The organism is Nostoc punctiforme PCC 73102 (assembly GCF_000020025.1).
Lineage (GTDB): Bacteria > Cyanobacteriota > Cyanobacteriia > Cyanobacteriales > Nostocaceae > Nostoc > Nostoc punctiforme.
The window spans coordinates 8,043,021-8,068,441 of the sequence record NC_010628.1; the positions used below are offsets into that span (position 1 = coordinate 8,043,021).

Annotated in this window: 18 protein-coding genes; 6 read left to right on the forward strand and 12 right to left on the reverse strand. The window is 41.5% G+C overall.

The features are described from left to right. Positions 1–523 precede the first annotated feature (523 nt). Positions 524–979 carry a DUF1392 domain-containing protein gene (locus NPUN_RS33100; protein ID WP_012412707.1) on the forward strand — a complete coding sequence of 152 codons (456 nt, stop codon included), beginning with the start codon at positions 524–526 and terminating at the stop codon, positions 977–979. 47 nt (positions 980–1,026) lie between these two features. On the opposite strand, the gene NPUN_RS33105 is transcribed toward NPUN_RS33100, so the two are convergent. From NPUN_RS33105 to NPUN_RS33135, 7 genes are all read right to left on the reverse strand, one after another. Next, complete coding sequence (locus tag NPUN_RS33105; RefSeq protein WP_012412708.1) at positions 1,027–2,475, reverse strand: aromatic ring-hydroxylating dioxygenase subunit alpha; 1,449 nt, start codon at positions 2,473–2,475, stop codon at positions 1,027–1,029. A 914-nt stretch (positions 2,476–3,389) separates the two neighbouring features. Further along, positions 3,390–4,088, reverse strand: coding sequence for a DUF305 domain-containing protein (locus tag NPUN_RS33110; RefSeq protein ID WP_012412709.1), 699 nt, complete (start codon positions 4,086–4,088; stop codon positions 3,390–3,392). Between the two features lie 109 nt (positions 4,089–4,197). Continuing rightward, positions 4,198–6,420 carry a dynamin family protein gene (locus NPUN_RS33115; RefSeq protein ID WP_012412710.1) on the reverse strand — a complete coding sequence of 741 codons (2,223 nt, stop codon included), beginning with the start codon at positions 6,418–6,420 and terminating at the stop codon, positions 4,198–4,200. A gap of 524 nt (positions 6,421–6,944) precedes the next feature. Further along, entirely contained in the window at positions 6,945–9,026 is a 2,082-nt protein-coding gene (locus NPUN_RS33120) for a dynamin family protein (RefSeq protein ID WP_012412711.1), read from the reverse strand. Between the two features lie 16 nt (positions 9,027–9,042). Beyond that, complete coding sequence (locus NPUN_RS33125) at positions 9,043–9,369, reverse strand: DUF3040 domain-containing protein (RefSeq protein ID WP_012412712.1); 327 nt, start codon at positions 9,367–9,369, stop codon at positions 9,043–9,045. A 188-nt stretch (positions 9,370–9,557) separates the two neighbouring features. Continuing rightward, positions 9,558–9,773: a hypothetical protein gene (locus NPUN_RS33130; protein ID WP_041565793.1), complete on the reverse strand. Its 216-nt coding sequence runs from the start codon at positions 9,771–9,773 to the stop codon at positions 9,558–9,560. Positions 9,774–10,994: 1,221 nt separating this feature from the next. After that, positions 10,995–11,297, reverse strand: coding sequence for a hypothetical protein (locus NPUN_RS33135; RefSeq protein ID WP_193372251.1), 303 nt, complete (start codon positions 11,295–11,297; stop codon positions 10,995–10,997). Between the two features lie 648 nt (positions 11,298–11,945). Between NPUN_RS33135 and NPUN_RS33140 the strand changes: the two genes are divergently transcribed. The 3 genes from NPUN_RS33140 to NPUN_RS33150 all read left to right on the forward strand — a co-directional run bounded on the left by NPUN_RS33140 (position 11,946) and on the right by NPUN_RS33150 (position 14,371). Beyond that, positions 11,946–12,920, forward strand: a complete 975-nt coding sequence (locus NPUN_RS33140) for a cysteine synthase A (RefSeq protein WP_012412714.1) — start codon at positions 11,946–11,948, stop codon at positions 12,918–12,920. A gap of 103 nt (positions 12,921–13,023) precedes the next feature. Continuing rightward, the gene (locus tag NPUN_RS33145; RefSeq protein WP_012412715.1) at positions 13,024–13,356 is read left to right on the forward strand and encodes a (2Fe-2S) ferredoxin domain-containing protein; all 333 of its coding nucleotides are present in this window, start codon (positions 13,024–13,026) and stop codon (positions 13,354–13,356) included. A gap of 55 nt (positions 13,357–13,411) precedes the next feature. Beyond that, a complete protein-coding gene (locus tag NPUN_RS33150; protein ID WP_012412716.1) occupies positions 13,412–14,371 on the forward strand; it encodes a DUF5331 domain-containing protein in 960 nt (319 codons plus the stop codon). 5 nt (positions 14,372–14,376) lie between these two features. On the opposite strand, the gene ygfZ is transcribed toward NPUN_RS33150, so the two are convergent. Together ygfZ and NPUN_RS33160 are read right to left on the reverse strand one after the other, a co-directional pair. Continuing rightward, positions 14,377–15,372, reverse strand: a complete 996-nt coding sequence (gene ygfZ / locus NPUN_RS33155; RefSeq protein WP_012412717.1) for a CAF17-like 4Fe-4S cluster assembly/insertion protein YgfZ — start codon at positions 15,370–15,372, stop codon at positions 14,377–14,379. Positions 15,373–15,471: 99 nt separating this feature from the next. Further along, complete coding sequence (locus tag NPUN_RS33160; RefSeq protein ID WP_012412718.1) at positions 15,472–17,055, reverse strand: aminotransferase-like domain-containing protein; 1,584 nt, start codon at positions 17,053–17,055, stop codon at positions 15,472–15,474. A gap of 153 nt (positions 17,056–17,208) precedes the next feature. Between NPUN_RS33160 and NPUN_RS33165 the strand changes: the two genes are divergently transcribed. Continuing rightward, a complete protein-coding gene (locus NPUN_RS33165) occupies positions 17,209–17,424 on the forward strand; it encodes a hypothetical protein (RefSeq protein ID WP_041565795.1) in 216 nt (71 codons plus the stop codon). A gap of 85 nt (positions 17,425–17,509) precedes the next feature. On the opposite strand, the gene NPUN_RS33170 is transcribed toward NPUN_RS33165, so the two are convergent. Next, positions 17,510–19,075 carry a hydantoinase B/oxoprolinase family protein gene (locus NPUN_RS33170; protein ID WP_012412719.1) on the reverse strand — a complete coding sequence of 522 codons (1,566 nt, stop codon included), beginning with the start codon at positions 19,073–19,075 and terminating at the stop codon, positions 17,510–17,512. A gap of 54 nt (positions 19,076–19,129) precedes the next feature. Between NPUN_RS33170 and NPUN_RS33175 the strand changes: the two genes are divergently transcribed. Continuing rightward, on the forward strand, positions 19,130–19,612 hold the full coding sequence (locus tag NPUN_RS33175) for a GNAT family N-acetyltransferase (protein WP_012412720.1): 483 nt from the start codon (positions 19,130–19,132) through the stop codon (positions 19,610–19,612). Positions 19,613–19,617: 5 nt separating this feature from the next. Here NPUN_RS33175 and NPUN_RS33180 read toward each other — a convergent pair whose 3' ends face one another. Together NPUN_RS33180 and NPUN_RS33185 are read right to left on the reverse strand one after the other, a co-directional pair. After that, positions 19,618–21,708 (reverse strand): hydantoinase/oxoprolinase family protein, encoded by a 2,091-nt coding sequence (locus NPUN_RS33180; RefSeq protein WP_012412721.1) that lies wholly within the window; start codon positions 21,706–21,708, stop codon positions 19,618–19,620. A 59-nt stretch (positions 21,709–21,767) separates the two neighbouring features. Continuing rightward, on the reverse strand, positions 21,768–25,142 hold the full coding sequence (locus tag NPUN_RS33185) for a leucine-rich repeat protein (protein WP_012412722.1): 3,375 nt from the start codon (positions 25,140–25,142) through the stop codon (positions 21,768–21,770). Between the last annotated feature and the right edge of the window lie 279 nt (positions 25,143–25,421).

The following is a 25,421-nucleotide window of genomic DNA, read 5'->3' on the forward strand; positions in this document are numbered from 1 at the left end:
ACTAAGCACCGAAATTTTGTACTGTCATCACCACGAAGTAATGATTAAAGCTGATAGTCCAACATGTGCTTACTATGAGTATAAAATTCAACCCATGTTGCAAGCTAGAGATAAAAATTGATTTTGAGAGCAAATGAATTCACATTTGCATTCAATTGAATACATATATAACTGTTAAATCTAGGTAAAGGTAAAGCGATGAGCCAGTCGAATTTGAGGGAGCCCTACCTTGGATTGTTTGTTTGGCATCAGGTTTGTCGTTAGACCTTACCTTCTTTGGCTGATATCAAGTCCGGTCAATCGCTTATGATTACCGCATCTGTGCAAAAATCGGAAAAGCCTCTTTCCCCCTGCTCCCTGCGGTCTAAATGATAAGTCTTTAGCCGGACACGATATCGATATGACTCCAAATAGCTATGCGTCATACTAGCTTACGCTTATTGCTGCTGTGACTGGATTTTGAAATTACATCCGGATTAGACAAGAGCAGAGTAGTTTATGTATAAAAAAGAGATTGCTTTGCATGATTAACCAAATTGTCACTTTAGAATCTTGTTGGCATAGTTCTGGTCCGTGGGGAAAAGCCATACCATCATTAGCAGTTCAAATCCTGGAAAAAGTCTTTTTATCAAGCTCTGATATATCAGGCTACTGTTGTGGTGTGCAATGGGAGAGAGAGGAATGGATTTATGCCATTGTCTGCTGTCGTCAAATACTCTACTTGCCTCAAACAGAAATTTTGGGGACAAAGTTGGTGGAAAAAGCCACAGTTGCGACACCAGTTTTTGAATTAGGGGATGTGGTGGAAGTTGATTTTGGTGAAAAACCAACACGTCGTATTATTCAAGGGATTTTTTGCCTGAAAAACAACTGGCTTTATGCAGTAGAGTGGCGTTCCCCAACCTTGTCAGAAATAGAATTGGCTCAAAGTAGAATTATCTGGCTTGCAGATGTGGATTTAGTAAAAGTGAAGGTATGACTGTAAACTAATTAAACGTAACCCAACTGCAAGCTGGTAATTTCCTTTTAACGAAAATTCTGCTGATTTTTCTCTGGCAGATTTCTAGGTGGGATTTCCCCTCCTTGATAAAACTGTTGCTCCAACTTGCCCAAACCAAGCCAAATTAAAACCCCAACTATCATAACTAGGCTTGAAACAATAACAGTGATAATAGAAATCTGATTCTGAATCAACATCAAGAAGGGAAGCACCCCCCAAATTAAGGCTGTGGTCACTGCTACTACTGCTCTCAAACGCTGAATCTGATTTAAAGCAGGTCTACAACTGGCGCATTTTTTTGTGTGTGAATGATACCTATCGAGTAACACTTCTTTTGATAGCGGTGGTGGTAGACACTCTACTTTAAATGGTTCAGCCTTGTATTGCCTTACCCAAGAACGTAACTGAAATACGAAAAGGTCTGCCTTGGTTGGTAAATAAAAAGCTTTAGTAAAGTTGGCGCTACCACCAAGTTTTTCGAGATAGCGTTCTTGATAATGTAAAAAAATCTGATCGTCTTCAAGGACGCGATTTTGACCAATATGAGAATACCAGCGCGGAGTCAGCTTCAGAAATAGTCCTGGTAAATTAGATGAGAACTTGAAGGGGAAGCGAGCAAATAAGCGACATTCTCCCTTACGAATAGGAGTTGCGTAGACCACTGTTAGTGTCCTGCCATACTGCTTGGAGGTGAGATCGTGCCACATCAATCCAGGAGCAATAAACGTAGTATCCTGCCGCCCTAAAGTTCCTTTGCGCGGGCCTTCTGCCCAAGTCCCTTTAAACCCCCACTTTCCCGATTCTATAATCTCTAAATCTATCGGAGACACGTTAGCTCGATTACCGACGGTACGGTGATGAGTGTAAGGAATATGGCTGGTGTCAAGAACGTTTTCCATTAATGTCAGGGCATCGTAGGGTACATCTCTAAACGTGTTAAGGCAAATCCAACCATCTGGGTCTTGTTCTAGTGGTTCAACAATCGGAACTTTAGTTTTAGCTGCATTCTCTGCTCGACCAGGATATACGAACAACATTCCTTGATAAACTGCGGTGGCTAATGTTGCCACACAAGCCCGTTGAGAAACTTCTGCCTTTGTTCGTTGTATTTGCTGTGGTATGAACTCACACTTACCTGTTCCCGAAAAAGCCCAGCCATGATAAGGGCATTCTAGCCATCCCTCATGATTAATTCTGCCTTCCGAAAGCGGCGCTAAACGGTGTGGGCATTGATCTATAAATGCTCGCCATGTCTGTTCATTTTTGTCCCACCATAGAACAATATTCTGCTCTAGCAAGGTGAAGGGAGTTGGCTGAGATTTGTTTAAGTCTTCAATGTAACAAACAGGATACCAAACTTCTTGGCAATCAAAGCTATCTGGATCTAGTCCACCAGCAGGGAACTCTTGTAATACTTTAGTTTGGGATGTTACTTGTTGTTGAGAACCCTCTTGAGGCAAAACACTGTTGGACATGGTAACAATTGAAAAATTCTGTTATTTTCTATCGAGCAAAAATATATCTATTTTTTAATCTTATGGGTGGCAATAAATTGAGGAATCAGTCTTAAGTCTCAAGTAGCTTCATCTGAAGTACAAAATTTGTTGACAAACAGATTGTAAAAGTTTTGACATCAAAAACTATGGATGGTCAAGCATCAACAGCCAGGATTGAATCACGCCAAATAGCTGAAAAGTTAGTTTGTCAGCGCTATTGCTGAATATAACTGGAAAATTTGATTACTTCAAGTCTTGTCAGCTTTTAGAGATGAAGTCTAGGTGGCTCGCGATCTTGTCTGTGACAATCCATTACCTTGGCAGAAGAAATCAACAGTTCAATTGACACTCTCATTGAGTTGCTCAGAGGTTGTTTGAAAAGTATTTTGCTGTAACTTTAAGCACTTTTAGATCTCCCCTAGCCTTAAAAAGGGGGGAACCGGAATCAAAGTCCCTCTTTCTAAGGGGGATTTAGGAGGATCTAGAACTTTTGATACTGACAAGAGGACTTTTCAAACATCCTCTCAGGCTTGGTCGGGAATTCTAGCCGCGATTGGTACACCGCCCAATCCAACCACCTAAAAACCGTGGAAAGTCTCCAGAGTGGCCTACTGGACAACCACGGAAACGTAGAATTTGCTGCCCTATAGTCAAAAAAGGCACTACTAAACCGAAAAAACAAGTGTCAAAATCGGCTTGACTCTCCGACTTCTAAGTATCTACCCTTTAAAATTCTCAACTCAGCATTTTTGGGTCGTTTTGTCATTTCTTAGTCTAAACAGCAATAACCAAACACCTATCTGGAATTCTCAACCGCAAATACATATTGGTCACTTGCAGATTTACACAGATACTTATAAAGTCTCCGCAAAAACGATATTACGAATTACGAATTACTTGTTATACCAGGCTTTTCGCCACTGTTGCATTTGTTTAATTTCTATCTCTTGGGCTTTAACAATTTCTTGGGCTAATTTCTTAATTTCAGGGCGGTTAGACTTACTTAAGGCATCTTGCCCCATTGTTACAGCCCCTTGGTGGTGAGGAATCATCCCATTGATAAAGCGCAAATCAAACTCAGCATCAGCTGCACCTAAGTCTTGACTCATCATCATGCCTTTCATTTGGTCAGACGACATTTCCATCGTATGACCCATTTGGCTATTGTAAGCCATCGGTTTATCTCCCGCCTTGGGATACCAAGCTTGTCGCCACTGCTTCATCTGAGTGATTTCTTGGTTTTGCGATTTGATGATATTGTCTGCTAGCTTTTTGATTTCAGGACGTTTTGATTTCTGCTGCGCTTCTTTAGCCATTTCCACAGCCCCTTGATGGTGGGGTATCATAGCGTCGATAAATCGTAAATCAAAATTAGCATCGGCTGGGCCTAAATCCATTCCCATGCTGTGATTCATCATGCCACTACCGTGATTCATCATCTGCTTGTCATTAGCATTGGTGGTGGTTGCCTTTGTTGCTTGGCTTTGGTTCTGGGAAGCGGTACTAGTACAACCTGTCATTAACGCACTGGCTGAGGCGATCGCACTAAAGGTTAACGCCAAAAAGCCATTCCTCAAAGATACCAGTTGCATAAATCTCACCTAACAGTTTCCTAATTCTATATTTACTTCTTAGTTTTACAGCCAGAAATGAAATTAGCATGAAATCTCACTTAATTAAATAAGTCCAGTATCTTGTTGTTTATTTATCACTCAAAATTGTGTAAGCATCATTAACTAAGTGCATTTTCTCTTGTGCTTGTTTGAGCAGTTGCGGCTGATTTACAAACAAATCTGGATGCCATTTTTTTACTAAAGTTCGATAAGCCTGCTTTACCTCAGCCTGAGAAGCATTTGTTTGCAATCCTAAAATGCCGTAGGCGCGGGTAATTTTATCTTTTTCCGTTTGGGTTTTTGTTTGGCTGGGTGCTTTATTGCTTTGAGTTGAATTTTGCTGTTTGCTAGTTTGAGAACTAGGCGATTGCATCTCTGCTTTCATTCGCGCTATTTCTTCATTGAGTTCCCAATCACGAAATTTCGCCTCCACTTCTTCTGGACGCGGAGACGGAGAAGCTTTTGGCGATGGTGGTGGAGAAACAAATTCTACCCTTGTGCCACTATTTTTAGCAGTCTTTTCCTGTTGTTGCTTAATAACAGGATCTTTCTCAGGGGAAAGTTTAACTCTTTCTGGCTGTGGTGAATATTTTCTATTGGTATTTGTGTATTTTGGTATTTCTTTATAAGGTTGATGATTTGAGAGGATTTTGGCTTTTTCTAACTCTCGTAGCAACCGATTAAAAGCATTTTGTAATTGCTGCAAACCTTCACGTTTATTAGTAATTTCTCCTGGTTCTTGGCTGAATTGAAAGCAAATTACTTTTTCCGCTTGCCGTTCGTATTCAGCCAAAATGGATAACCCTTGGTTGCTAAAACTAGAAAAATAATCTTCAATTGCAGTTATACAAAGTTTAGCAACTTCCTGATGATAAGATTCCTTTGCTAATTGCTCGTCTTGTTTTTGGATATTCTTGTTTAATAAATAAGAAATACTTCCGACGACAGCAGCCCCAACTGGACCGCCTAACAACCAACCAATACCACCACCAACAGCAATAGAACCAGGTTCACTCAAATCATCATTATTATTTGGCTTTGGGGGTAGTATTACTTGTGGTTCGCTAGGAAAAGGAATTAATAAATCTTGCGGTCGTTCTTCTTGGAAAAACTCGTAAGCTTGATAAAGCCATTTCACAGCAGCTAATTGTAATTTATTTAGGTCTTTTTTAAGAGTATTTGTTTGCCAATCTTTAAATTTATTTTCTGCCAATGCAACTGCCGCATCAGGTTGATATTTGGTGAGTAGCTTGGGTAATTCTAGCCAATCGCGTAATTCTTCGATGCTGGTAGTGAAACCTTTATAAATTAAGTTAGCTGCTTTTTGTTTAATTTCAACTTTACTATTTTGTTTATCATCAAAGGATTTTATTTCAAGAGCAATCGGGTCAATTTTAGCTTTTAATGATAGTTGGATTTGAGAAGCGATCGCTTGCACTCTTGGTAAACGCACACTACCACGATTTGGTTGCAAAATCCCTACAATATTTTGCAAAGCTGTTTCAAAAGCCGCTAACCCGCTACTATTGGCAGCCGCAACATCACCTTTCAATCTAGCTCTTAAAGCAGGTAAAGCATCAACACGATATAAATTACTAAAACCTGGAGGTAATTCGGCTCGAAAGCTTTCTGCAACAAACAGCAGGCGATTTTGGACTTGTTTTTGCTCGTCGGGTTCTAGCAAGTTCAGAAAATTAGCAACAAATATAACTGTTTTAATACCGCGATCTAATAGCCAATCTCGCAAATTTTCTCGTTCACCTAAAGTCATTAACTTCCGTGCATCTAATAGTTGAATAACTAAATCTGCACCTAAAAGCTGTTCTTTGACTAAATTATCTTGTTCATCTCTATCATTTGTTCCCGGTAAATCAAGAAATTCTACTCCTGTTTCTAAGAAGGGATGCGGACAAAAAACTTCCACAGATGCTACATCTTTTCGCATCTGCCTATTACCATCAAGAATTGCAAATTGTTGTAGAATTTCTGTGCCACTGCGATAGATTTCTGTACCATCTACCAACATGATACGAGTCCGCACATCAGAGCCATACTTGACAGTAATCGATGCGCCTGTGGTGGGGATTAAATCAATTGGTAAGGTGCGATTTCCTAGCATGGCATTCAGTAAGGTGGACTTGCCATGATTAAAGGGGCCAAATACCGCAATGCGAAAACTAGGATTAACTAGATGATTGCAAATGGTAATTATATCTTGATGCAATTGTGATTTGCGTTCTAAATTAAGTAAACCAGATGCAGATTTCAGAGAATCTGCTAAATCCTTATAACCTGCATACTGTTGTTGCATAGTTCTCGTTCTCAGCTTCTAGCTAGTCATACATATCGTTGAGGCTAACATCTCACATTATTAGGCATAATTAAACATATAATAAAATTTTAGTTCGTAGTGAGCAATTTATCGTTTATAGGCTAATACGGTTCAGTTAAGGTTAAAACTCTTTCTTTATCAAGGTCAAATTTTTTAACGAACCGCAGAGGCGCAGAGGGAACAGAGAGAAGAAAAAAATGCTTAACTGAACCGTATTAGTTTATAGGCAAGCTTATTAAGACTAAACTTCTGACACCATTATTTTTTGTTAGGTTGCGCCAAATTTCCTTTCTTTCTTTCTTTCTTTCTTTCTTTGTGTCCTTTGCACCCTTTGCAGTTCGTTCCTAATTGCCAAAGTCAATTATTTTAACGAACCGCAAAGAACGCGAAGAAAAGAAACATTTAAATGAATCGTATTGACTTATAGTTATGGGAGGCATAGTTCAGAGCCTCCCTATAAACATTTCTAGCTTCTATCTAAGAATGAGAGTAATAAACTGTTATTAGCTATAGTAAGCTAATAAATTGCTATACGCCGCCTCGATTTTTTGCAACTGAGCTATTACATCTTCCTGTAAGTTTTTTAAACGATTGAACTCACTCTCACGATTGATTTCACGGGTTTGTTTCTGTTTGACTAAATTATCTAATTCGGATTTGCGAGATACAATATCATCGTTAATCCGCTTACTCACTTCTCTTTCGTAAGAGTCAAAACACTCTTTTACGGCATTATATACAACCTGAGATTGCTCGTGTGCCACTTGTGGTAAGTGTTTAACTAATTCTTTCTTCGCCGTTTTAACTAACTCCCTACGTGCTTGATCTGCTTGCAAAAATCCTACTCCCAAGCCTAGCAACGCAAATCCGATTGGACCAAGCAAAATACCCGTCACTGCTGTAATTATCCCGCCAATACCAATTACAGTGAAGTAGTTTAACAAAATATTTTTCCAATCGAATCCGGCACCGGCTAGTGCGAAACCAGCAAGATTTCCTTTAGACAGTGATAACAATCCCATTGCCCATTTTGCCCAGCCGGGAGAGTTATCTTCTTCAGCAGTAGTAGTGGTATGTACCTTTACGTCTTTTCCGGTGAGCTTTTCTGTAATTTGGTCTGTGATTTGATTGTAAGATGCACCATATTGTGATGCACTGCGAGAAAGTTCTTTAAAAGCTGCGTTAATATCTTTTTCAGCAGTTAATGTCCAAGCCGCAGATTTGTCGGTAATATATTGCTCAAAGGCTTTTTGCAGTGCGGCGTTAAATGCTTCTCGTTTACCACTACTGAGAAAATCAAACAAATTTAATTCTGGTTGATAGCGTAAGAAGTCGTTTTCAAAGGTATTACCTAAGTTTAAAACGTAACTGCGGAAAGATTCAGAAATCGTTCTTGCTTGAGTATCTCTTGTATTGATAATTTCTTTTTGGAATTCATCCCGAATACCTGTGAGTTTGTTAAACTCAGGTTCCACTGAATCAATCCGTTTTTTTAATTCATTTACATCTTGCTCAAGTAATGGTATACGTCTTGCAACTGCTTCGCGGGTATGATTGCAGGCAAGTCTTGCCAAGGTTCTGACTTGACGAAGTTCTGCGATCGCACGTTCTCTGGTAAGAAAAGTATTAAGCGAATCCATAAACTTCGGAAAGCCAGTCCCATCTAAATCAGCTTGCGGGTTCTTCAACCGTCGTCTGAGTGCTTGAATCGACGAAAGCTCAAATACCCGTTCGTCATAAATATTCTGACCTTCTACAGTACAATATTCTGCTAAATTTGCGTTAAATACTTGCCGCAATCTATTCTCAGATGCTTGTAATTCTTCGACATCATCAGGATCGATCAATGATTCTCGCACCTGATCCCAAGCATTAACTAAAAAGAAAACTGTTAATCCCCGACCTTTGATATAATTTTCTAGGTAGCGACGCTCACCCAAGGTACAAGGTTGAGAAGCTCTCATCACAAACAGAATTGCATGGCAGTTATTTACATAACCCAAAGATAATTCGTTTCGCGCTTCTGTATCATTCAATCCTGGACTATCGACAATTTCGATTCCCTTTTGTAGTAGCGTTAAGGGATACTCAACTACTGCATAATCAACATCGGGAAAGGCTTGTTTTTTCTCTTGCTCTAGTTTTTTAGCTTCAGCCGGATCAATAGTATATTTATATTTAAAGTTCTGAAAATCTAGCTGTTGGGGGCTTTTTCCATCATTAAAATGAATGGTAACTTTCTTTTCTGGTCCATAACGTAAAACTGTTAACACTGCGGTACAAGGGTTAACATCGCTTGGTAATAAGTTTTCACCAATTAAGGCGTTAAGAAAAGTACTTTTTCCCCGCTTCATATCGCCTAATACTAAAAGGCGAAATACACCTTGTTGGAGGTTTTTACTCGCTATTGTAATATCTTCAATATCTCGCTCTAAACTGAGTTTTCCTGATGAGGAGTCCCCAGCTAACTCAGCCTTATTAATTGTTTCAGCCAGTTTATTCAAACATACAGACATTTCCGATCGCACTTGAGCAACCCGCTCTAAATCTTGGATAAATCTGTCAGTTGCTACTTGATTCACCATAATATTTACACCTTAATTAAAGATTGGTTTTTTTAGATTCCAAAAATAATTTGTAAGACATCCATCCCAGCGCCGCAACAATAATAAACCCAGCCAACACTGAGGCTATTCTCACTGCAACTAGTGTTACTACACCAAGAGCAAACAGCTTTCCACCCAGAATCACTTTTTGCATCCAAGGTTTCTGAGAATTTTCTGGCTGATGCTTCACAGTTTGATGAAAAGCTGCATTGGTAGTATGGAGGCTAGTTTCCATTTCCCGGAGTCGCAATTCAACTTCTCGTTCTCGTAGTAAACATTCCCGGAGTTCAAGTTCTTTTTGGCGATCGCTTTCAGATGTCATCGGTATCCACTCCGTCTAAGACAATGAAAAGATGTCAGCATTTACTCGCTAATCATGCTGTATCCTAACTTACGTAAATCTTTAAAAACCCCAGTAAAATTACTATTTTAATTGCCTGCTAAATTGAAGCTGTAGTTAGCCACTACAAAATGCACCTGCTTCCCAGAACTAAAGCCAATACAGTTCAGTTAAGCATTTTTTTCTTTTCTCTGTTTGCTCTGCGTCTCTGTGGTAGCCTGACGCTCCTTCTCTGCGAGACGCTGCGCGAACGTCGCTACCGCTTCGCTAATGCGTCTACGTAAAAAATTGACTTTAACAAAGAGTTTGAGCCTTAACCGAACCGTATTGGAACCAAAGCGAAGCACCGAACTACTAAGGTGCGATCGCATGATCGCAATGGGCATTATTCACTGTAAATGATGCCTAACTTTTGCCAGTTACGCCGTCTGTTTAGAACCTGCTTTTGAGTCTGCGGTCGATTTTAACCGGGTAATGGTGGCTTTACGAATGCGTAGGCGTAGCCCGCACTTCTCTACGAGACGCTCCGCGTAGCTTGCTTCCACGAAGTGGTACGGCAAGCTCAGTGACCACCGCAGGCATCACTCTTGCGTACCCCGCCTGTCATCTCGTATTCCCGGCTGTCTTTGCCATACTTCAACGCCACACCACTTAACAAGCGTTCTGAACAAAAAGACTTGTGTTCTGAACAAACGGGCTTATGTTCTGAACGAACGGGCTTGTGTTCTGAACAAACGGGCTTATGTTCTGAACGAACGGGCTTGTATTCTGAACGAATGGGCTTGTGTTCTGAACGGATGGGCTTGTGTTCTGAACGAATGGGCTTGTGTTCTGAACAAACATATAAAACTAATATTTTAATTTTGAAATACATCTATTAAAGAGAGACGCGATAAATGCTTTCTCTAAGTAGTAGTGCAAAATTAAATATACATCTGTCATTCTGGAGTTTAGTGGGTCATGAATTGAAAGTTCATGACCCACTAAACTCTAGTACAATAGAACAAAAATTTTTGCAAGTATTAATACTGCTTTAAATGTATAAATATTTATATTTTACTTAAATATATTGATTAGCGTAGGCGTAGCCCGCCGTAGGCATCGCACCTTTTTTATCCGACCTCACAAAATTGCGTTGCTCCCTATTAGCATACGTTGTGGCATCATTTGACGATGTTTATCTAGGTGGGTGAGGGCGATCGCTCTTGGCGGCGGGTACGCCGGGAGCGCAATCGTCTGCTAGTTCCTGCTCAATGTCGATGTTTTTCGAGTTGCATTTAGAGCGATGCATAGTTAATGTATTAAACGACACTTATTTTTCGGAGCTTTACTATGTAGTACTACTTAGTTATGCGTACACCATAGCCTTGGTAAGGAGAGCCAGATTCGAGCGGTTGCCTTTGCAACTGCCATTTGGGCAATCGCTCAAATTCATACTTCAATTATGCAACGCCCACTTTTTTACATTGCGCCCGAACAAACAGGAGGCTGTCAGGCAATCACGAATCATTAGCAAGGCTGTAACCATAAAATTACCTGGCTTTTCCCGCCGCTATGCTCAACTGGTGGCAGGCAGTGGCAGACGCTCTGCTATGGCTTTACTTTTATTAATCATCATCAGAATCCCAGGGACCCCCGTGATCATAACCCCCGTGATCATAACCCCCGTGACCATAACCCCCGTGACCATAACCCCCGTGACCATAACCCCCGTGACCATAACCCCCGTGACCATAACCCCCGTGACCATAACCCCCGTGACCATAACCCTCGTGACCATAGCCCCCGTGACCATAACCTCCGTGACCATAACCCCCGTGACCATAACCCCCGTGACCATAACCTCCGTGACCATAACTATAACCACCAGATAGAAGCTGCTGTTCGTTTGTGGATAGTTCTGTCAGCAACTCACATATGTTAATTTGATCCGACATAATTACCTCAGTTTTATTCATTACCTGTTACAAACTGTACCGATCTGAAATACAAATTTGGAGCGATCAAAATCTGGAATTTTAATGCTCCAGACCATTCAAAACCTAATTGAAATTCTCATGGAAGTCATTGTGGCGAACCAACAATGTATCTTAACTTTTATATTTTTCATTGGAGTAGCTACTCCTTCTTTTTATAGATATGGTTATCTATAAAAAGTCTGAAATTTTCTTGATTAGGCGATGTTACAAAAATAGTGTGAATTGCAGCAACAAATCGATGAAAACCGGAATCAAGGTATAAAAATTTTTAAGCAGCTTTCGTAACTTCTCAATAAGCGCTGGTAAAGCTAATAGAGGTGTTTAAGGAAGACAATGGGATAAATCCGGAATGAGCTAGGGTTGCTTTGAGGGCAAAAATCTGGTTTAACAACTTACAAGTGTTTGGGTCTTATCTGAACTGTATTGCATCGCGTCTGATCTTTCCGCAATCCAGGGATTTATAGAGACGCGATGAATCGCGTTTTCTTCCTCAAAATAGAATTTTAGGCAAATTAGATGTAAATCATGCCACCGCTATAAGCCAAAATTTTTATAGATACTCACACAGGTATAGTCAAAATGGATATTAAAAATGGCTTCGTCGGCGCTGTTGGCAACACACCCCTGATTCGCTTAAACAGCTTCAGTGAAGAAACAGGGTGTGAAATCCTCGCAAAAGCTGAATTTCTCAATCCTGGCGGTTCCGTCAAAGACCGCGCCGCACTTTACATCATCGAAGATGCAGAAAAGAAAGGTTTACTCAAACCCGGTGGTACGGTTGTAGAAGGAACTGCTGGTAATACTGGCATTGGACTGGCGCATATTTGCAACGCCAAAGGCTACAAATGCCTAATTATTATTCCCGATACCCAATCACAAGAAAAAATAGACGCACTGATCGCATTAGGCGCAGAAGTCCGTCGCGTTCCTGCCGTACCCTACAAAGACCCAAATAACTACGTCAAGCTATCTGGAAGAGTCGCTGCTGAGTTGGAAAATGCTATTTGGGCGAATCAGTTTGATAACCTAGCCAATCGCCACGCCCACTACGAAACCACAGGGCCAGAAATTTGGAAACAGACAGATGGTAAAATAGATGCATGGACAGCTTCAACTGGTACTGGTGGTACTTATGCTGGTGTGGCGTTGTACTTAAAAGAACAAAATCCAGGAATCAAATGCGTTGTTGCCGATCCACTGGGTAGCGCACTTTATAGCTATGTCAAAACCGGCGAAATCAATATAAAAGGAAATTCCATCACCGAAGGTATCGGAAATGGTCGTGTCACAGCCAATATGGAAGGCGCACCTGCTGATGATGCCATCCAAATCGATGACAAAGAAGCTTTACGAGTAGTTTACCAACTGCTAAGGAAAGATGGGCTGCTAATGGGCGGCTCAACGGGGATTAATGTTGGCGCAGCTGTTGCTCTAGCGAAGCAATTGGGCCCAGGACATACCATTGTCACCATCTTGTGTGATAGTGGTTCACGGTATCAGTCGCGGATATTCAACCCTGAATGGCTAGCTTCAAAAGGACTTTCAATAGATTAGTTAATGGGGAATTGGGAATTGGGCATGAATCAATAGTTCTTCCTCTGCCTCCCCTGCCTCTCCTTTCCTGTGTGTCCTCTGCGCCTCTGTGGTTCGTTAAAAAATGTCAAACATAACTCAACCATCAAACTTTCCGATAATAGACCAACCTTCTTCTTCTAGATGTGTGCGGGTTTGTCAAAATCGCACCTGCAAAAAGCAAGGTGCAGCCAAGGTTTTTGCAGCTTTTACAGCTTTGCCAATTCCTGATGTAACAGTAACGGCTAGCAGCTGTTTGGGGCAATGTGGCAATGGGCCAATGGTGCTGGTATTACCCGATATGGTCTGGTATAGCGGCGTTAAACCCCATGAAGTATCTCTACTGATAGAAAATCATTTGCTAGGTGGTCAAAGAGTCAAACAGATGCTCTATTATCGGTTTCATCCCCAGAAATAAAGCTAAATTTTCAATATCAGGCTCTGTAATCTTGTTGACTGAAGCGAGGCATCCAATGAATATCCAACAGCTGCGTCAATCCTTAAAACAAAACTGGCTGATCTACTACGAGCAAAATATTTCTTGGCTGGTCAAAATGCGAATTTGGGGCACTTACGATGGTCTGCGCCGTCCTTTGTCCGGTTTTATTTTGGCAACACTGTCTGTTTTAGAACCCCAGTTTGATGAAATACTTGCTTTTATGCTGGATCTGAATAACGATCCAGATAAAATAGTTGCCGCTTTAGGTCTTAACTTCAATCCTGATGAAGAGTTACGTTTAATAAAATCAGAGCATTCTATGGCTATATGCCAAGCTGAAATCGAGTCGCCAGACGAGAAGCATTCTGAGGATAAACATCTGTCATCGGTTGTAACTGCTAGCAAAATTGTGCCTAGTTCTCTTGCCAAGACTTTAGACTCCAACTTGTCACGCGCCGATCGCCTTGCGCCATTATTTACGGCTACCACAGAGGTAGATCGCACCCGTAAACCTGAGTTAGTAGTTGCATTTGCTACTAAAATTGCTCCAGATACTCCGGTGAAAACGCCATTATCGGGTTTCTTGAACGAATATCAATCAGTACGTAGCGACTTTGCAGCTTCTCGTCAGACATCGCCCCTTGAACGTTTTCCTTCAGGAACATCGCTGACAATGATTGCTGAAGCCAACAGCAAAGCCAAAACTATGCCATCTGTGGCATTAGCCACCGAGGTTAAAAGCAACGCGCCATCTGTCCGAATCCCTGTAGGGGCATTGCTGGCAATTACCACTGAGATTAACAGTAGTGGTAAACCAGTGCGATCGCTAGCAATTACTACTGAGGTTAAAAGTAACGGCAAGCAACCGAATATTCAACCACAAAATGTTAAAAACAAAGTGAATTTACCAACCACTAATGCCCGTAGTTTAGCTTCTTGGGTAGATGAATTTTGTTACGGCGCTAGAAATAAAGAAGAAGATATTTTGACTTGAATTACTTATGGGTACTCGTGAGAAACAAAGGGGATTTCTATGACTTCACCCTCAGTTTCTCCCACTTTGACTTTTAAGCCTACGCCACCAGCTTTGGTGCGAATGTAACCTAGTCCAAAATAACCATCAGCCGTTTCTGTGTAACTGGTAAGTTTGCCAACCTTTTCATCTCCCACTGCGATCGCACTTCCAACTTCCACAGGGGCACTGAGGCGGATACCCAAAAGGTGTTGTTTTACACCTTTATATGTATTTAACCGAGCAATGGTTTCTTGCCCAATATAGCAACCTTTAGTAAAAGAAATTGTCTGCCATAAACCAACTTCTAGAGGATTGTAATCATCTGTGAGTTCAGCATCTGGGGCGGGACGACCTTGTAATATTCGTAAGGCATCCCAGGCGCGATCGCTCATCTCTACCGCCCCAGCTTCTAACAATTTGTTCCACACCGAAGATTTGTCAGTATAAGGAAAAGTGAAGGTGTATCCGGGAGCCGCTAACCCACTACCCACAGCAATCCGCACCCCCTCAGCCGGAGCGATCGTGTATACTTGGTGATTACCGTAAGGTTGGCCGATGAGTTCGCCAATACCCAATTTTTCTAAAACAGCGTCGCTTCCTGGGCCAATCAGGCTGAAGGTGTTGGTGTATTCTGTAATATCAGATAATTCCACCTTATCGGCATAGAAAATATATTTATCCAGCCATTCCATGAGATATTGGCGGCGGTTGGGTGAAACTAGCAGGATTACCGCATCTTCTCTAACGTAGGCGGTTGCTAAATCAATTGTTCTAGCTGTGGAGGTGACGAAAACCGTATCACAACCTTGTCCTGGCTTGAGTATTTGGAAATTGTTAGTACTTTGGTTGTGTAAGAAATTGAGGCGATCGTCGCCAGCCACTTTGATGCGTCCCCAGGCGGTGCGATCGCATATTGCAACCCCAACTCTGGCAGCTTGGATTGCTGCTGCGTCTTTATCGTCAATTGTAGATGTTGGCATGGTGATGAGAAGTTGCCCTGTTTTAATGTTGTTGCACTGGAAATATTAGCAAATAAGCGTTTCCGGCTTCAATGGCGAAGTACATTAGGATATCTTCTGCTAACCTAACGCCGTGTGCAACTTTATCTCAAACCTATGATGTTTGACAACAAGCGGCTCTGTATCTACGCATCCTCTGGAAATATACTTTTTCAGCAACCTACCCACAATCGAAATACCTTGTTCAATCTCCTCTGGTGAGAGACAAAAAGTTAAACGCATCGCCGGATAACCTTGCTTATCGGGAAAAAAAGCCGAACCGCACGCCAGGTAGACATTTTCTGCAAAAGCTTCGTTACGAATTGTCCCAATCGGAATATCATCTGGTAATTGTACCCAAAGAAATAATCCTCCCGTCGGAACTGTCCACCGGATCTCTTCAGGGAAATAACGCTCCAAAGCTTGCAGCATTATATTACGACTTTGCAGATTATCTGTGCGAAGTCGGCTGAGGTGACGGCGGTAATGTCCTGAAGCGAGATATTCGCTAACTATTGTTTGCGAAATACTGGATGTGTGCAAGTCATGGAGCAACTTCTGCTCAATAATTGCTTGATAATGCTTACCTGTAACTACCATATAGCCCACTCGTAAACCAGGCATTAAAGTTTTAGAAAAGGTGCTTAAATAAGTGACCAAGTTATTTTTATCTAAAGCTTTAATTGGCGCTGGTACAGCATCAAAATTTATTCCTTCATAAGCATTATCTTCTAAAATAGGGCACTCATATTTTTCTGCTAATGCTAGTAATTCTTGACGATGATTTTGTGTTGTCGTCAATCCTGTCGGATTGTGAAAGGTACTAATCGTATAAATTAATTTCGGGCGGTGGCTGTGGAGATATTGCTCTAATAAATCTAAATTCATTCCCTCCGCAGTCATCGGAATGCCAATAATCTTGGCTCCTAAGTTTTCTAAGATAGAAATTGCACCATAATAAGTGGGAGCTTCCACAATCACCCAATCGCCAGGTTGTACATAATAATTCATCGCTAATGACAACCCTTGCTGAGAGCCATTAGTAATAATTAAATCTTCGGGAAAAACCTCTAATCCTTGATGTACTAGCATCTGAGCAATTTGTCTGCACAGAGTTAGTTGTCCTTGAGGCATTTCATGAGGAAAAAAAATATCAGCATCATCTTGTCTTAATGCTCGTCTAGCAATCAGGTTAATATCTTTTGGTGGATGAGGATAACCGTAACCAAAATTAATCATTCCTGGCTGTGTTTGTGCTTGCACCAGTGGAGTATACATCTCATAAAAAGAACACTTTCCTGGTTTTGTAATTATGACATTTTGGGCTGGAGCAAATTTAGATTCTAGGTTGGTGCTTTTAGGAGAAATGCTGCTGGCAAAATATCCTGAACCTTGACGAGCAGAAACAATACCATCTGCTTCTAAAACGTTATACGCTTCAATAATCGTGAGTTTGTTAACTTGTAAACTTTCTGCCAGAGAGCGGATAGAAGGGAGGCGATCGCCACTTTTGAGTGCGCCATATTTAATCAGATGACTGATGCGATCGCGGATCTGTAAATAAATCGGTTTGGGTGACTGTCTTTCTAACAAAATTTTCATTTTGGCGCACTCGTCAATGACTAAATAATCATCAATACTGGCAATATAAACTATTTCTACCAAGTTTACCTAGTACAGTTGAGAGTTTTTTTACTATACCAGTTGTAATGCGGCTTAACTGTACTAGATCAAATTGTCCAAAACTGTACCTTCTCAGTTGAAAAGTATTACGTGAAAGTAAGAGTAACAGTTCACTGTTTATCAGGTGCTTCCATTATGAATAAATTTAATTTTTTGTTAAATTTACAAAAATATTGGCAACATTTTGTCATCTGGATGGCTAGTGGTTCTGACCTCCAAGTGTGGCACGAATCAGACTGGCGTGGTAACATTTCCTCTTGGCACGCCTACGATCCGATGACAGGAAGCTCTGCCTGTTTTGGTTCTGAAGAAGAAATGCGAATTTGGATTGATAAGTGTTATTACAGATAAAATCTTTTGCCAATCAATATGACAAATAGACAGTTCAGAACAAGCGATGACATTTGGAAACTTTCAATTCAGGAAAATACTGGTACTAAGAGACTTTACCAAATCCGCCTCCTCCAGGAGTTTCTATCACAAAAACATCCCCAGGTTTCATCTCTACTGTTGCTGTGCTGTCTAAATTTTCTTCAATTCCATTCTGACGTTGTATCCAGTTTCGTCCAACAATTCCGGCTTGCCCACCATTTAATCCAAAGGGAGGAATAAATCGATGTCCAGAAAGAATATTAGCTGTCATGGGTTCTAAAAAACGGATGCGGCGGATAACTCCATTACCACCAGAATATTTTCCTTTACCACCGCTATCGGGACGTAGGCTAAAGCTTTCTAAAAGTACAGGATAGCGAGTTTCTAAAACTTCTGGATCGGTCAAACGAGAGTTAGTCATGTGAGAATGAACACCATCAGTTCCATCAAAATCAATTCCTGCCCCAGAGCCGCCGCAAATGGTTTCATAATATTGATATTGCTCATTACCAAAAGTAAAATTATTCATCGTTCCTTGAGAAGCAGCCATGACACCTAAAGCGCCATATAAAGCATCGACAATGGTTTGAGAAGTTTCTACATTACCCGCTACCACTGCTGCTGGATAAGTTGGATTCAGCATACAGCCAACCGGAATAATAATTTCTAGAGGGTTAAGACACCCGGCATTCAGAGGAATATTATCATCAACCAAAGTCCGAAATACATATAAAACTGCGGCTTGAGTTACAGCTTTCGGAGCATTGAAATTACTATTTAGCTGCTCAGAAGTTCCAGTAAAATCAATAGTAGCACTGCGGCTTTCTTGATGAATTGTCACTTTTACTTTAATTCTTGCCCCATTATCCATCTCATAACTAAATGAGCCATCTTTGAGAAGATTGATAGCCTTTCTGACTGACTCCTCAGCATTAGCTTGCACAAACTTCATATAAGCTTGAACAGTCTCAATTCCATATTGTGAAATCATTTTATAAAGCTCTTGTCTTCCCCGTTTATTTGCAGCAATTTGTGCCTTAAAATCAGCAATATTTTGGTCAGGGCTACGAGCAGGATAAATATGATTTGAAAGATGCTGTCTTAGCGCGGTTTCTTGGAAATTGCCATCTTCAACCAAGAGAAAATTATCAAAAAGAATTCCTTCTTCTTCTACTGCGGTACTGTGAGGAGGCATTGAACCAGGGGTAATTCCACCGATATCTGCTTGATGTCCACGAGAAGCAACAAAAAATAGGGGAGTGGGGAATGAAGTATTTTCACAATTCTCTAGAAAAAGAGAAGTAATTGCAGTGACATCAGGAAGGTGGGTTCCGCCGTTATAAGGGTTATTAGATAGATAGACATTTCCTGGTTTTAGGGTGTCACCTTTATCATTAATTAAACTGCGAACACTTTCGCTCATAGAACCTAAATGTACGGGAATATGAGGGGCATTTGCTACTAATAATCCCGATGAGTCAAAAATAGCACAGGAAAAATCTAACCTTTCTTTGATATTCACAGACGTTGCTGTATTTTGGAGAACAATTCCCATTTGTTCGGCGATAAATTGATAGAGATTTTTGAATATTTCTAAGCGGACTGGATCTGGTTGCGTTGTTGTGTACATGTTTGATTCTTATTCTTTGCTAAAATTATCTACTAAAGTGATTAAAGTAGTTTAATGAAGATTCGGCCTGCTACACCTGATGACGTATTACTAATTTTTTCCTTTATCCAAAAAAAGTCTGAGTTTGATAGAAACATTGGTGCTTACTCTGGTGTACTTCAAGTTACTGAAGATAAGATACGTAAAACAATTTTTGGAACAGTACCTTTTTCTTATGTTTTATTTGCAGAAATCTCAGAGTGTGTAGTTGGGTTTGCTTTATATGGATTTAGATACTCATCTTTTATAGGGCAACCGAGTATTTGGCTTGATGATTTGTATGTGGACGAAGATATGAGAAGTCAGGGAGCAGGAGCCGCGTTAATGAGTTATTTAGCTCAAGTTGCAAAGGACAATGACTGCACCCATTTTGCGTGGAATGCTGATGTTCGCAACAGTCGCGGACTTAATTTTTATGATAGGCTAGGTGCAAAAGTTACGGAGCAGAAAGGTAATCGCTGTTTTTTAACCTGGATACCACAAATCCTTGCTGTATAAGCAGTTTATAGGCGCTGTAAAATTAAATGATTACATTCAGTTAATCTTGCTTGCCAATGAGGTTCCACTACAATTGTGCTAATTTTTTCTACAACGATCGCAGGCCCATTAATACTATCTTCTGGTTGCAAATCTTCTCGCCGGTAAACAGGCGTATCATGCCATCTATCAGCAGTAAACATCCTTACTATCTCAACTGCTTCGGGGGCTTCAACTATAGAACGTGTACGAGTAATTAAGGGTTCTTCGGGAGTCTCCATTTTCTGAATTACTTCTACTGAAGCTGATTCAACAATTAAAGTTTTCTCTAATTGAATGAAACCATAGCGGGATTTATGTTCATCCTCAAATTCTTGCCGCATTAGTACCACATCATCGGCAAAATTAACGGTTAAAGTAGAGTTAGTTCCTTCATATTTTAAATTTACTTTTTTGACTATTTCTACTTGACTACGCGCTTCATTTATTTCACTTCTAGCTTGAGTTTCTAAATATTCCATTAACTGGTGTAATTTAGGGATTAATGCTTGGATTAAAGGCTGTTCTACTCCTCCTTCTCTAATCGCCCTGACATCTGCTAATCCCATTCCATAGGCGGAGAAAACACCAGCATAAGGGTGAAGAAATATCTTTTTCATGCCCAAGGTATCGGCAATTAAACAAGCAACTTGCCCGCCTGCGCCGCCAAAACAACAAAGCACATATTGGGTAACATCATAACCTCGTTGTAGACTGATTTTTTTAATTGCGTTTGCCATATTTTCTACTGCGATCGCAATAAATCCAGCCGCTACCTGTTCGGGAGTACAATGATTTAATGTAGCGCTTTGAATATCTTGAGCTAATTGGGTAAATTGCTGAATGACAGTATCTTTATCTAAAGGTAAATTGCCATCAATTCCAAAAACCGAGGGAAAATATTGTGGATAGATTTTGCCTAACATTACATTGGCATCTGTAATCGTTAATGGCCCCCCGCGTCGGTAACAAGCAGGCCCAGGATTTGAACCAGCAGATTGAGGGCCAACACGATAACTAGAACCATCAAAAGAGAGAATTGAACCGCCTCCAGCCGCAATGGTATTAATTGCTAATACGGGAACTCGCATCCGCGCCCCAGCAATTTCTGAATCTAGTTGTCGTTCATACTCTCCTTTAAAGTGGGCAACATCTGTACTTGTTCCTCCCATATCAAAGGTGATAACTGAGTCAAAACCGGCTCTTTTACTAGTTTGAACTGCACCGACAATACCGCCAGCCGGGCCACTCAAAATACTATCTTTGCCTTGAAATTGTTCGGCTGCGACTAAACCGCCGTCAGATTTCATAAACATTAATTTGACTCCAGGTAACTGACTCGCTACTTGGTTGACATAGCGGCGTAAAATCGGAGTTAAATAAGCATCAACTACTGTTGTATCTCCTCGGCTAACTAATTTCATTAACGGACTAACTTGATGAGATACAGATATTTGTGTAAAGCCGATTTCTTGGGCGATTTGGGCGATTTGTTGTTCGTGTTTGGGATAGCGATCGCTGTGCATAAAAACAATAGCACAACTCCGAATTCCTGTGTTGTAAACTGCTTGCAAGTCATTTTCGGCTTGTTGAATATTTACAGGGGTTAATTCATTCCCATAAGCATCATAACGTTCATCAATCTCAATCACCTGCTCATAAAGCATGGTTGGTAAAACAATATGACGGGCAAAGATGTTAGGACGGTTCTGGTAGCCAATTCGCAGTGCATCTTTAAACCCTTTGGTGATGATAAGAACAACTCTGTCACCTTTCCTCTCTAACAGCGCATTTGTTGCTACTGTTGTCCCCATTTTTACTACTTCTATCGCTTCAGTAGGAATGGGTTCATTGCTAGAAATACCCATAATATCTCGAATTCCTTGGATGGCTGCATCTTGATATTGTTCGGGATTTTCTGAAAGCACTTTGTAGACTATAATCCATTCCTGATTAGGCAGAGTCACAATTAAAAAACGCTCAGGATGTCTTGAGAGTCTGTCTATAATTGCCTGATTATTAGTAACGGTAACAATATCTGTGAATGTACCACCGCGATCGGCAAAAACCTTCAACATTACTCTGTTTCCTGTATAATCATAAAAAATTACGAAATAGCTCAAATACCCGTTGTCAATTAATATTCATCTATAAATTGAGGATGAACCCAAAGAAATTCACGGCGTTTGTTTTGCACCCGCACTAGACCACCAAAACTAGGATCTTTCTCTTTTAATAAGGTGTGTAATTCTCGCAAAATTGAGCCTTGAGCGCGGATTGCATCGCCTTCCAAGAAGGAAGCATCGCTCTTGGACTTTCCAGCCAAAGCCATATCACTTCCCTTCAAAGTAGACTCGATGCTTTTCTGTCCTAAATCAAGTTGTTCTTCAATGGCTTTGTAGGTAGTATCATCCAGTATAAATTTAGTTGCCGAACCTGCCACAGGTAAGACTAGGCTCAGGGTTCCGGTCAAAATTCTGAGATAGGGGACTGCTTTGGTGAACCACTCACGCGGTAAGTCTAATTCATAGACTCCCTTTTTCTTGTCGTTGGGATTTAAAGCTGGAAGTGGTTGACGTGCGTGTTCGCACCAGAGGGTGAGTTGAAACTTAGCACTAATCCATTTGGGGCGATCAAAAAATCCTGGTTCAATGGGTTTAAAGCTGAACAGGCGCGGGCCATCTTTCGCTTCATCGGTGAGCATCTGCATCAGTTCTGCAAACTGCTGATCGACCTGGCTTAAAATGGTACGTTGCTCCTGAGATAATACCTGAAAGCGTGCTTGATCTAGGCGATCGTACATAACCAAATCTTTGCGGATGACGTTTAGCTCGTCTTTCACAATGTATCGGAACTGCTCAATGCCAATTTCTTGGGATGGGGGTTGAGCAGTTGGCGCGTTATTCAGCAATTGATCGATGTTTTGCCATTCGCCACACCCGGAAATGGGACACGGGAACTCATGGCGATTTTTCTTTTTGCTTTCAATTAGTTTTTGTACCTCAAACAGTCCGTTTCCAGGGGCATTCATACCGCAAGTTTCAATGCAGGGAACCATCACATTACAACGCAATCCTTCCCAGAAATTCTCGACTAGCCATTTAATCTCTTCTGTGAGATATGACAGGAACCTTTCTGGATAAGCTGCCCGTACCGTAATTTTTACATCAGTGCCAACATATTCCAGCAATGCCCGACCGTTGTAATCATTGTCAAGCATTAAGCCCCGTTGCCAATGGATGCTGTTTTCGTAATTCGCCCGTCCCAGCGAGTATTTGTGCAACCGAACAATTAACTGGTAAAACAAACCTTCTGCTACTGCAAACTGTCCGCGACTGTCCACAATGCGGCAGATTTGCACCTGTTGTCTATCTCCCGCTTCTGGTTGCTCTCCCCAATTGGGCAATGGCTCCGGGCGTGTGTCGGGAACGAGTTGAGCAATTAGGCTGGTATTGCTAGTTTCTGACGGATCGAAAACCACTTTGTAGGATAGATCAAAGCGTTCCATCAGCCGCAGAAAGATTGGATGCAATTTTGGGGGGTAGCCTTCTTCGCCTGCAAATGGCGGATGGCTCCACAACTGGCTGAGATGTTTAAATTCCACTAAACCGTTGCGTTTGCGTGTTGTTTCATCATCTAGCACGAAGCTGATCGCCTTTGCCAGCCAATCGGGTTTGAGAATGACGATATCGCGTAGTGTTGGGTCGTAATGGTAATGGATGAAATGCCCTAATATATGGGAGATGCGAAGAAACAGTTCTGCTTGCTCCTCATCGATTCCCTGTTCAGCGCAGATGGTAATGACATCATCGTAGGGGAGATAGGCTTTGTCACTTGTCTGTAAAGTTTCCCGCACCTGTTGCCACTTTGCTGGAACGGAACGCCCCATTTCGGGAAGAGATGCAGCGACACGAGCAATAGTATCTTTTAATTCTGCAAGACCAGCGCAATCCGTCGTATCCTGGTTGGGTTTGCTGTCTACATGGAAGAAATCGATTACCGTATCTTTGCCGAATTGATCCAGAATTTCTTGTCTGTCAATGTCCGGTTGTCGCTGTCCGGGGCCGCCGTGGGTTGCGACGACCAACACCTTTGCATCTGGTTCTCGATTTTTGATCAGCGTAATCCACTCTTTGACAAAGCCCTGCTGGGGACCTTCCCGTGGCTTCCAGATCACCAGATACACGGCTGGGGCACTGAAAAACAACTGGTGCGTCGGTCGATAAACCCGTTGACCGCCAAAATCCCAACCATTGAGTGATATCTCTGTGCCACTGTCGGGATCGGTGACGATTACAGATTTAATTTCAATCCCGTGAGTCGTGGGGCGACCATCCTCCCATTCATCTCCCCGCAATGCTCCCAACAGACAACTTTTGCCCACCTCACCCTCACCAATTAGGATCAGTTTGGCTTCATTCAGCGTCACCTGTGCTTCTGATCTTGCCCGCAGGTATTGCAAGACTGCTTCAGTGCCTTGTTCGTAGGCAGCAGCAAGATCAGGATTGAGGGGATTGTGGTCAAGCTGGATATCGTCCAGGTGAGGAAGTTGCCCTAGCGATGCTGGCAAGTCGGTTAGACAGTTGCTTCCTAGATAGAGTTCTTCCAACTGTGGGAATTCATTCAGCCAGTCAGGCAAAAAATGCAGTTCACAGTTATTTGCCCAAATCCTCCGAATTTGCTTAATTCGTTGAATGCATGGAGGAAGTTTGCTCAGTGGATTACCACCATCATCAGCTCCTAAAATGATAAATTCTAAACTTTGGAGTTTATCCAGTGATTTAGGAAGTTCCGAAATTTGGTTGCCACCAATGCTGAGTATTTCTAATACATGCAGATCACAAATCCATGAAGGAATTACTTCTAAATCGTTTGCGTAAATATATAATTCTTTCAACCCTTTCAGTTCTTTTATGACTGATGGAACTTGTCTGAGTAGATTACTTCCACAATCAAATATCTCTAAATACAGTAGGCGACTTAATGAATTTGGCAGTTCCGTTAATTCGTTGTGGGAGAGGTCAAATGATTGTAACTGAGTCAGGGATGCGATCGCTTCTGGCAGTTCTGTCAATTGGTTGTTAGAGAGGTCAAGCCGTTGCAACCGAGTCAGGGATGCGATCGCTTCTGGCAGTTCTGTCAATTGGTTGTTGCGGAGGTTAAGCTCTTGCAACTGAGCCAAGGATGCGATCGCTTCTGGCAGTTCTGTCAATTGGTTGTTAGAGAGGTCAAGCCGTTGCAACCGAGCCAAGGATGCGATCGCTTCTGGCAGTTGGGTCAGTTTATTATTGGAGAGGTCAAGCGTTTGCAACTGGGTCAAGGATGCGATCGCCTCTGGCAGTTGGGTCACTTGGTTTCTGGAGAGGTCAAGCTGTTGCAACTGTGTCAGAGATGCGATCGCTTCTGGTATCTCAGTGAGTTCTATCTTGCTGAGATCGAGTTCTATTGCTCCCTCTTGCCGTGCTTTTTCAATGCGCTGCTCTGCTTTTTGATAAGCTTTATCTCTTGCCATGAGCAAATCCTTTCTTTCACTACCAAAATCGGAGTAATAGCCAGACTCTTATTCTAATGTCAAAAGTAGATTCAGCTTGGTACAGAATTTAATTAATTTATAGCGAATTAAATTTGGCTATACCCTGCATTGTTAGTGTATAGGTCTGCATTGTTAATGCGTCGGCTTGCATTGTTAGTGTATAGGTCTGCATTGTTAATGCGTCGGCTTGCATTGTTAGTGTATCGGTCTGCATTGTTAATGCGTCGGCTTGCATTATTAATGCATCGGTCTGCATTG